This window comes from Roseovarius salis (assembly GCF_044472985.1).
Lineage (GTDB): Bacteria > Pseudomonadota > Alphaproteobacteria > Rhodobacterales > Rhodobacteraceae > Roseovarius > Roseovarius salis.
In genome coordinates, this window is sequence record NZ_JBISDG010000071.1 from 1 (window position 1) to 8,914 (window position 8,914).

Below are 8,914 nucleotides of genomic sequence, written 5' to 3' on the forward strand. Positions count from 1 at the left end.
CCTTCACCGAGGGGCGCGCGCGCCGCGTGGCGGTTCCCGTCGCCGACCTGCTGCGCACGCCGGGGGGCGCGCGCGACCGCCAGCTCCTGCTGGGAGCGGCGGTGACAGTGTATGAAACCCGCGCAGGTTGGGCGTTCGTGGAGGTGGGGCATGATGGGTACGTGGGATACGTGCCGGCAGATGCGCTGGCGGATGCGCCTGCCCCCACGCACCGCGTGACGGCGCGGGCCACCCACGTTTACACCGTGCCAGAGGTCAAGAGCCGCGAAAGCGCCGCGCTCAGCCATGGAAGCCTGCTGACCGTCAGCGGGACGCGCGCGCGCTTTGCCGAGACGCCCCTGGGGTTCGTCCCCGCGATGCATCTGTCCCCGGTGGAGGAGATGGCCGCCGACCCGGTTGCCGTGGCCGAGACCTTTCTCGGCGCGCCGTATCTCTGGGGCGGCAACACCGCCTTCGGCATCGACTGTTCCGGGCTTGTGCAGATGGCGTGTCTTGCCTGCGGGCTCGCGTGTCCGGGCGACAGCGACATGCAGGAGCGGGAACTGGGCCGGGCGCTGTGCGCCGATGAACCGCTCTTGCGCGGGGACCTGCTGTTCTGGAAGGGCCACGTGGCGTGGGTGGCCGGCCCCGGGTCGCTGCTGCATGCCAATGCCTTTCACATGGCGGTGGTTCATGAACCCCTGCAAGATGCCATCAACCGAATCGAGGCGCAGGGCGACGGCCCCGTGACCTCACGCAAGAGATTGGGAGGACCAGCATGAGTGACGCGTTTTTCAGGCCTGTCTCGGGGTTCGACCTGCCCCGCTTTGCGGGGGTGCCGACCTTCATGCGCCTGCCCCATGTTCCGCCCGGGCATGACCGGTTCGATGACGTAGGGATCGGCCTGGTCGGCGTGCCATGGGATTCGGGGACAACCAACCGGCCCGGGCCACGCCACGGGCCGCGGCAACTACGGGATGCCTCGACCATGATCCGCGCGCAGCATCCCACCTCCGGCATGCGCCCGTTCGAAGCCGTGAACTGTGCCGATCTGGGCGATGTCGGACCGAACCCTGCCGATATCCCCGACAGCATGAAGCGGATCACGGATTTCTATGACAGGCTGGTGGGCGCGGGGATCGTGCCGCTGACGGCCGGGGGCGATCACCTCGTCTCGCTGCCCGTCCTGCGCGCGCTGGCCAAGGACGGACCGCTGGGGATGGTGCATTTCGACAGCCATACCGACCTTTTCCATTCCTATTTCGGCGGCACGATGTACACGCACGGCACCCCTTTCCGCCGCGCGGTGGAGGAGGGGCTTCTCGACCCCAAGCGCGTGGTGCAGATCGGTCTGCGCGGCACGATGTACGATTCCGAGGACCGTGATTTCGCTCGGGCCAACGGGATCCGCCTGATACTGGTCGAGGAATTCCACGCCCGCGGCCCCGAGGACGTGATGGCCGAGGCGCGCGAGATTGCCGGGACGGGGCCGACATATGTCAGCTACGATATCGATTTCGTCGATCCGACCTTTGCCCCCGGCACCGGCACGCCCGAGGTGGGCGGGCCGAATTCCTACCAGGCGCTGCAGGTTGTGCGGGGGCTAGAGGGCCTCGATATCGTCGGTGGCGACATGGTCGAGGTGTCGCCGCCATTCGACACCGCCGGCGGCACGGCGTTTCTTGCCGTGTCGATCATGTTCGAGATGCTGTGCGTGATGGCGGCCCGGGGCGGCTGAGGGCGCGGCTCAGTTCATCAGCCCGGCGTGGCGCAGCCCGTCATCGACCAGCGCCTTGGTCTCGTCGGTGAGACCCGTCAGCGGCGAGCGCACCTCCTCGGTGCACAGCCCGAGGCGCGACATGGCGTATTTCGCGCCCACAAGCCCGGGCTCGGTAAAGATCGCGCGGTGCAGCGGCATGAGCCGGTCCTGGATCTCCAGCGCCTTGGCGTAATCATTGGCCAGCGTCGCTTCCTGCACCTGCGCGACCAGCCGCGGGGCGACATTCGCGGTGACGGAGATAACTCCCTGGCCGCCCTGCGCGTTGAAGCCCACGGCCGTGGGGTCCTCGCCTGAAATCTGGACGAAATCCTTGCCGCAGCTGATGCGCTGGTCGCTTACCCGCGCGAGATCGCCTGTGGCGTCCTTGACCCCGATGATGCGGGGCAGCCGCGCCAGTTCGCCCATGGTGTCCGGTTTCATGTCGACGACCGAGCGGCCGGGGATATTGTAGATTATGATCGGCAACTCGCAGCAGTCATGCAGCGCGGTGAAGTGCGCGATGAGGCCCCGCTGCGTGGGCTTGTTGTAATAGGGCGTGACCACCAGCGCCGCATCGGCGCCGACACGTTCGGCGTGCTGCATGAAGCGAATCGCCTCGACGGTGTTGTTCGACCCGGCGCCGGCTATGACCGGCACCCGGCCTGCGGCGGCGCGCACCACCTCCTCGACCACCGTCTCGTGCTCTTCGTGGGACAACGTCGGGCTTTCGCCCGTGGTGCCCACCGGGACAAGGCCATGGCTGCCTTCGCCGATGTGCCACTCCACGAGGCTCCTGAGCGTTTCGAGATCCACTTCGCCGTTACGAAATGGCGTGACGAGGGCCGGAAAGGATCCTTTGAACATGGCACGCTCCATTGATCGGGACGCGGGGCGCGGTGGCCCCGCCGGCCGGTATCGCGCGACACTAGCGGCAGGCCGCGCATCTGCCAAGCTTATGAGTGGACGCAGGGCCCACCCTCCGCGTAGTCTGGGGCCGTCTATCCTTCGCATGGGCCGGAAATGCAAGAGATGTCGCGCCTCCTGCTTGCCTTGCTGGTGCTTTTCGGCCTGTCCGCCCAAGCCGCTGCACAGGATGTGCCGCGACTCGCCCCTCGGCCCTTGCAGAGCGCCTTCGATGCCATGAGCGACGGGCGGTGGGACCGCGCCGCGCAGCTGGCCAACCGGGACGGTCCCGGCGCGGAGGCGATCGTCGAGTGGTTGCGCCTGCGCGCCGGGAGGGGAACCCCGGCAGAGGTGCTTGCCTTTCTGGAAAATCACCCCGGCTGGCCCGGCCTGACCCGGCTGCGTCGCGAGAGCGAGGAGGTCATGGCCCGCGCGGGGACCGACGAGGTGCTGGCCTTTTTCGACGGCCATCCGCCGCAGACGGGGACGGGCGCTCTTGCATATGCGCGCGCGCTGAAGGCGCGCGGGCAGGCCGGCGAGGCCGAGGCGAGCCTCGTGCTGGCATGGCGCACGATGGATCTGTCCACCGAGGAACATGACGCCTTTATCGAGGCACATGCCGAGCTTCTCGCGCCGCATCACGAGGCACGGCTGCGCATGGCGCTTTGGCGGGGCTTGCGGGACGTGCAGAAAATGCTGCCTCTGGTCGATGACACGATGCGCCGGCTGGCCGAGATCCGCCAGAAGATCGAAGCCGGCGGCATCGTGGCCGAGGACGACATGCCCGAAGGCGCCAAGGATGACCCCGGCATCGCCTATGCCCTTTTCGATCGTCATATCCGCACCAGCCGCAGTGACGACGCGATCGATCTCATCCTCCGGCAGAGCCGCGTGGACGGCGGGCTGGGCGAACCGGAGCGGTGGGCCGGCTGGCGTCGGTACCTCGCGCGGTCGCAGATGCGCGCGGGCGAGGCCGCCACCGCCTATGAACTCGCCGCGCTTCACCAGCTGGTCGAGGGCAGCAACTATGCCGACCTTGAATGGCTTTCGGGTTACATCGCGCTGACTTACCTCGACGCACCGGACCTGGCCCTGGATCATTTCCAGAGATTTCGCGCCGCGGTGGAGACGCCGGTTTCGCTTGGCCGCGCGGGCTACTGGATCGGCAGGGCGCAGGAGGCGCTGGGCGATTCCGAGGCGGCGCAGATCGCTTATGAATTCGGTGCGCGTTACCAGACCAGTTTCTATGGCTTGCTCGCGGCGGAGCGGGCCGGCCTGCCGCCCGACAGCGCCCTCGCCGGCAACGACCTCGGCGCCGATGACTGGCGCACGCACGCGTTCGTGCGGACACCCCTGTACAAGGCGGGCGTGCTGCTTCTGGCGACGGGGCGGTTATCCCTGGCCGAGCGGTTCTTCCGAAGCCTTTCGGATACCCTCGATGCCGGGGGCGTGGCCCGGCTTGGCCGTGCGCTTCAAGAGATGGGCGAGCCTCACCTGCAGGTGATGGTTGGCAAGTCCGCAGCGCGGCGCGGAATCGTGGTGCCGGCCCCTTATTTCGCCCTGCATCCCCTGCACGAGATGGATCTGCCGGTGCCGAAGGAGCTGGCGCTGGCCATCGGCCGCCGCGAAAGCGAGTTCGACCCCGGCGTGCGCAGCGGCGCGGGGGCGATGGGGCTGATGCAGCTCATGCCGGGCACGGCGGCGGACATGGCGCGCGCGCTCGGGCTCGACCATGACCGGGGCCGGGTGATGTCGGACTGGCGGTACAATGCCCGGCTTGGCGCGGCCTATCTGGCCGAGCTGGTCGCCCGGTTCGACGGCAACATCGTCATGGTCGCGGCGGGGTACAACGCGGGGCCGGCGCGGCCGCCGCGCTGGATGGAGGAATACGGTGATCCGCGCGGTGGCAGCGAGGAGGAACTCGTCGACTGGATCGAGCATATCCCGTTCCGGGAAACCCGCAACTACGTGATGCGCACGGCCGAGAGCCTGCCGGTCTATCGTGCGCGGTTGGGGCGGCCGGCGCTGCCGGTGCCTTTTTCGCAGGAACTGGCCGGCGCCACGCTGCTCGACCGGACCGATTGAGTCCGCCCGGCGAGAATGACGTCCGTCAGTCCAGCCGCCGCACGAACAACTGGTTGCCCGGCCCGGTCTTGGTTTCGAATACCTTGAGTTCCTTGACGAGGTCGCTCAGCTTTTTCTTGCCGTAGCTGCGGGTGTCGAAATCCGGCTTGTCGGCCTGGATCTGCTGGCCGATTCGGCCAAGCGGATACCACTCGTCGTCCTGGTCGATCTTTTCCATCGCCTCGGTGATGAGCGTGCGCGCCTCGCTGCTGCGCTTGGCGTCCAGCGCCCCGGCCTTGCCCCGCGCGGGGGCCGCGTCCTCCGCGATGTTCTCGATCGCGACGAAGCGGTTGCAGGCATTCTTGAGCGCGTCGGGCGCCTTTGCCTCGCCGATGCCGATGACGGTGAGGCCCTGCTCCCGGATGCGGCTGGCCAGCCGGGTGAAATCGCTGTCGGAAGACACCAGAACGAACCCGTCGAAATGGCCCGCGTGCAGGATGTCCATCGCGTCGATGACGAGCCCGATGTCCGAGGCGTTCTTGCCCTTGGTGTTGGCCGTCTGCTGGTGCTGGACCAGCCCGAGTTTCTGCGCGGTCTTCGTCCAGCCGGCCAGCTGCTGGTTTGACCAGTCGCCGTAAACGCGCCGCAGCCCGGGCTCGCCATAGCTGGTGATCTCTCGCAGTATCGCGTCGGCATGTTTCGACGGCACGTTGTCGGCGTCGATCAGCACGGCCAGCAGTTGGGACTTCTCGGGCATGCGGTCACTCCTTTCCGGTACCGTGCCCTATCCGGCCGCCGCTTGAAACCGGTTTGTCCGCCCCGGCCCTGTCCATGCGCCGGGGGCGAAAGGGTCAGGCCGTCTGTTCGATCTTGTCCTGCGTCTTTGTCTCGAAATCGCCGGCATCGTGGCGTTCGTGCAGTTGCTCGTGCGGCTCGCCGGAGGTCTTGTTGACCATCTTACCACGTCGGACCGCAGCGCGCGCGTCGATCTTTTCCGCCCATGCCATGACGTTCTCGTACTCGTGCACGCTGAGGAACGTCGCCGCGTCGCCATAGGCCCTGCCAAGGGCGAGGTTGCCATACCATGGCCAGATGGCCATGTCCGCGATCGTGTATTCGTCGCCGGCGACATAGGGCTTGTGCGCGAGTTCGCGGTCAAGGACATCCAGCTGCCGCTTGGTTTCCATGGCGTACCGGTCGATGGGATACTTCCAGTACCGCGGCGCGTAGTTGTAGAAATGGCCGAACCCGCCGCCGAGGAAGGGAGCGCTGCCCATCTGCCACATGAGCCAGTTGATGACTTCTGTCCGGTCCGGACCCGAGGCCGGCAGGAAGGCGCCGAACTTCTCGGCAAGGTGCATCAGGATCGAACCGCTCTCGAAAACGCGCACCGGCCGGTCGCCCGTGTGATCGACCATGGCCGGTATCTTGGAGTTTGGATTGATCTCGGTAAAGCCGCTGCCGAACTGGTCGCCTTTTCCGATCCGGATCAGCCAGGCGTCGTATTCGGCGTCGTGGCCCGCCTCCAGAAGCTCCTCGAACATGACCGTGACCTTGACCCCGTTCGGTGTCGCCAGCGAATAGAGCTGGAAGGGATGCGTGCCCACGGGCAGTTCCTTTTCATGGGTGGGGCCGGCGATCGGGCGGTTGGTGGAGGCGAATTCGCCCCCGTTGGCCTCTTCCCACGTCCAGACCTTGGGCGGTGTATAGCTGTCGTCGCTCATGTCATGCTCCTGTCCGTGATTTGCCGGGAAACGTAACCACGGGAGCCGCGGACTCAAGGTGCGCCCGCGCACATCCACGGGTGCGCGGGTCGGACTGCGTGTCGGGTGCCGCTGCCGCGGCAGGTGGCGCGGCCGGTACCCCGGGCCCGGTATCAGTAGACCACGACGCTCCGGATCGACTCTCCGGCATGCATCATGTCGAACCCCTTGTTGATCTCCTCGAGCTTCAGGGTGTGGGTGATCATCGGGTCGATGTCGATCTTGCCCTGCATGTACCAGTCGACGATGCGGGGAACGTCGGTGCGTCCCCGTGCCCCGCCGAAGGCCGTGCCCTTCCACGTGCGTCCCGTGACCAGCTGGAAGGGGCGGGTCGAGATCTCGGCCCCGGCGGGGGCGACCCCGATGATGACCGATTCGCCCCAGCCCTTGTGGGCGGCCTCGAGCGCGTCGCGCATGACCTGCACGTTGCCCGTGGCGTCGAAGGTGTAGTCGCCGCCGCCACCCGTGAGTTCCACCAGATGCGCCACGAGCGGGCCATCCACCTCGTCGGGGTTGACGAAATCGGTCATGCCGAATTTCCACGCCATGTCCGCCTTGTCGGGGTTGAGGTCCACGCCCACGATCTGGTCGGCCCCGGCCAGCCGAAGCCCCTGAATGACGTTGAGCCCGATCCCGCCCAGGCCGAAGACGATGCAGCGGCTGCCGATCTCGACCTTGGCAGTGTTCATCACCGCGCCGATGCCGGTGGTCACGCCACAGCCGATGTAACAGACCTTGTCGAAGGGCGCGTCCTTGCGGATCTTGGCGAGCGCGATCTCGGGCAGGACGGTGTGGTTGGAAAAGGTCGAGCACCCCATGTAGTGCAGGATCGGCGTGCCGTCAGTGAAGGAGAACCGCGACGTGCCGTCGGGCATCACGCCCTGCCCCTGGGTGGAACGGATCGCCTGACACAGGTTTGTCTTGGGGTTCAGGCAGTATTCGCATTCGCGGCATTCCGGGGTGTAGAGCGGGATCACGTGATCGCCGGGCTCCAGCGACTTGACGCCGGGCCCGACCTCGACCACCACGCCCGCGCCCTCGTGGCCGAGGATGGCGGGAAACTGGCCCTCGGGATCGGCGCCCGAAAGGGTGAAGTCGTCGGTATGGCAAAGACCGGTTGCCTTTACCTCGACGAGAACCTCGCCCTCCTTGGGGCCGTCGAGGTTGACCTCCATGATTTCCATCGGTTTGCCCGCTTCGAGGGCCACGGCGGCGGTTGTGCGCATGATCTTGTCCTCCCACATCGCGTTGCGCCGACTGTGGGCGAAAGCCGGCGTGTTTTCAACAACGTCGTGGTCGCGCTGTTGACTTCGGCACGGCGTGTGCGGACACAATGTCGCAAGGATAGGAGGATGTGTCCCATGCGTTTCGCCCTTGCCGCCACCGTTTTTCTCGCCGCCTGCATGTCGGAAGAGGAAGCGCCCGCACCCGACCCCACCCCCGAAAGGGACGCCTGCGGCGCGTCGGAGTTGCAGCACCTCGTCGGCCAACCGGCGGCGGAGCACGCGTTCGGAACGGGCAGCCAGCAGGTGCGTGTGATCCCGCCGGGCCTGTCGGTGACGATGGATTACGTGCCCGATCGGCTGAACGTGGAAACGGATGAAAACGGGATCATCAAGCGGATCTATTGCGGCTGAGCACGGCGACGGCCCCCACGCCGGGGCGGGTGCCGGTCCTTTCGTGTCGCGCGGGCCGGGGCAGGCGGCAACGCCGGGTCTCGACTCCGCGCAGGTCACGTTCTAGATTGGAACAAATCATGAACATTCCTGCAAAGAGAGGCCGCCGCCATGCCTGCCCGCCGCATCCTGTCGGTCTGGTTTCCCCGGCTTGGTGCCGAGCGCCTGTTGCGGCGCATGGCACCGGTCCATGACGTGCCCTTTGCCGTGGTGCGTGACACGGGCCAGATGCAGGTGCTGTCATCGCTGTCGCGCGAGGCCGAGGCGGCCGGTCTCTGGCCGGGCCAGCCCTTGCGCGATGCCCATGCCGTCTGTGGGCAGCTCGTCACGCGGTTGCAGAACCCGCAGGCGGAGGCGGCGTTTCTCGGTGCGCTGACCCGGTGGGCGGTGCGCTTCTCGCCCTGGGTGGCGGCGGAACAGCCCGATTCGCTGCTTCTGGATATCACCGGCTGCGCCCATCTTTTCGGCGGGGAAGAGGCGATGATGACCCGCGTGGCCGAGGATGCCGCCGCCCTGGGGCTTAGCGCACGATGCGGGTTGGCCGATACGGTCGGCGCGGCCTGGGCGCTGGCGCGCTATGCCGGGGTCACGCCGTCGGCGGTCCGGTCGGGCGATTCGATCGATCAGGAGGCGCGGGCCACGCGTTCGCGCGCGGCCCGGCGGCGCAAGCGCGTGACGCCCGGCCCATCACCGTATTGCACGCCGCTGCCGCGCATTGCGCCGCCGGGCCGGACGCATACGGTGCTCGCGCCGCTGCCCGTCGCGGCGCT

The 8,914-nt window shown here is 67.3% G+C and carries 9 protein-coding genes; 5 read left to right on the forward strand and 4 right to left on the reverse strand.

Translation table 11 applies throughout. The features are described from left to right. The first annotated feature begins 26 nt into the window (after positions 1-26). Together ACH13J_RS17715 and speB are read left to right on the forward strand one after the other, a co-directional pair. Positions 27-761, forward strand: coding sequence for an NlpC/P60 family protein (locus tag ACH13J_RS17715; protein ID WP_397544687.1), 735 nt, complete (start codon positions 27-29; stop codon positions 759-761). Further along, positions 758-1,717, forward strand: a complete 960-nt coding sequence (gene speB / locus ACH13J_RS17720; protein ID WP_397544679.1) for an agmatinase — start codon at positions 758-760, stop codon at positions 1,715-1,717. Before ACH13J_RS17715 ends, speB begins: the two co-directional genes overlap by 4 nt. A gap of 9 nt (positions 1,718-1,726) precedes the next feature. On the opposite strand, the gene dapA is transcribed toward speB, so the two are convergent. Continuing rightward, on the reverse strand, positions 1,727-2,602 hold the full coding sequence (dapA, locus tag ACH13J_RS17725) for a 4-hydroxy-tetrahydrodipicolinate synthase (RefSeq protein WP_397544680.1): 876 nt from the start codon (positions 2,600-2,602) through the stop codon (positions 1,727-1,729). Between the two features lie 165 nt (positions 2,603-2,767). Between dapA and ACH13J_RS17730 the strand changes: the two genes are divergently transcribed. Next, positions 2,768-4,726 carry a transglycosylase SLT domain-containing protein gene (locus tag ACH13J_RS17730; RefSeq protein WP_397544681.1) on the forward strand — a complete coding sequence of 653 codons (1,959 nt, stop codon included), beginning with the start codon at positions 2,768-2,770 and terminating at the stop codon, positions 4,724-4,726. 25 nt (positions 4,727-4,751) lie between these two features. Here ACH13J_RS17730 and ACH13J_RS17735 read toward each other — a convergent pair whose 3' ends face one another. The 3 genes from ACH13J_RS17735 to ACH13J_RS17745 form a co-directional block, all read right to left on the reverse strand. Beyond that, complete coding sequence (locus ACH13J_RS17735) at positions 4,752-5,462, reverse strand: NYN domain-containing protein (RefSeq protein WP_397544682.1); 711 nt, start codon at positions 5,460-5,462, stop codon at positions 4,752-4,754. A gap of 94 nt (positions 5,463-5,556) precedes the next feature. Next, entirely contained in the window at positions 5,557-6,429 is an 873-nt protein-coding gene (gene yghU, locus ACH13J_RS17740; RefSeq protein ID WP_397544683.1) for a glutathione-dependent disulfide-bond oxidoreductase, read from the reverse strand. 152 nt (positions 6,430-6,581) lie between these two features. After that, positions 6,582-7,694 (reverse strand): S-(hydroxymethyl)glutathione dehydrogenase/class III alcohol dehydrogenase, encoded by a 1,113-nt coding sequence (locus tag ACH13J_RS17745; protein WP_397544684.1) that lies wholly within the window; start codon positions 7,692-7,694, stop codon positions 6,582-6,584. Positions 7,695-7,829: 135 nt separating this feature from the next. Here ACH13J_RS17745 and ACH13J_RS17750 point away from each other — a divergent pair, with 135 nt between their 5' ends. Further along, the gene (locus tag ACH13J_RS17750) at positions 7,830-8,105 is read left to right on the forward strand and encodes an I78 family peptidase inhibitor (RefSeq protein ID WP_397544685.1); all 276 of its coding nucleotides are present in this window, start codon (positions 7,830-7,832) and stop codon (positions 8,103-8,105) included. A 150-nt stretch (positions 8,106-8,255) separates the two neighbouring features. Further along, positions 8,256-8,914, forward strand: a 659-nt coding sequence (locus tag ACH13J_RS17755) for a Y-family DNA polymerase (protein ID WP_397544686.1), incomplete at its 3' end; no start/stop codon positions are given.

Bases quoted from the DNA above. Each gene is read 5' to 3' on its own strand.
- ACH13J_RS17730 (WP_397544681.1), top strand. From the start codon at position 2,768: ATGTCGCGCCTCCTGCTTGCCTTGCTGGTGCTTTTCGGCCTGTCCGCC.
- ACH13J_RS17750 (WP_397544685.1), top strand. From the start codon at position 7,830: ATGCGTTTCGCCCTTGCCGCCACCGTTTTTCTCGCCGCCTGCATGTCG.
- dapA (WP_397544680.1), bottom strand. From the start codon at position 2,602: ATGTTCAAAGGATCCTTTCCGGCCCTCGTCACGCCATTTCGTAACGGC.
- yghU (WP_397544683.1), bottom strand. From the start codon at position 6,429: ATGAGCGACGACAGCTATACACCGCCCAAGGTCTGGACGTGGGAAGAG.
- speB (WP_397544679.1), top strand. From the start codon at position 758: ATGAGTGACGCGTTTTTCAGGCCTGTCTCGGGGTTCGACCTGCCCCGC.
- ACH13J_RS17735 (WP_397544682.1), bottom strand. From the start codon at position 5,462: ATGCCCGAGAAGTCCCAACTGCTGGCCGTGCTGATCGACGCCGACAAC.
- ACH13J_RS17745 (WP_397544684.1), bottom strand. From the start codon at position 7,694: ATGCGCACAACCGCCGCCGTGGCCCTCGAAGCGGGCAAACCGATGGAA.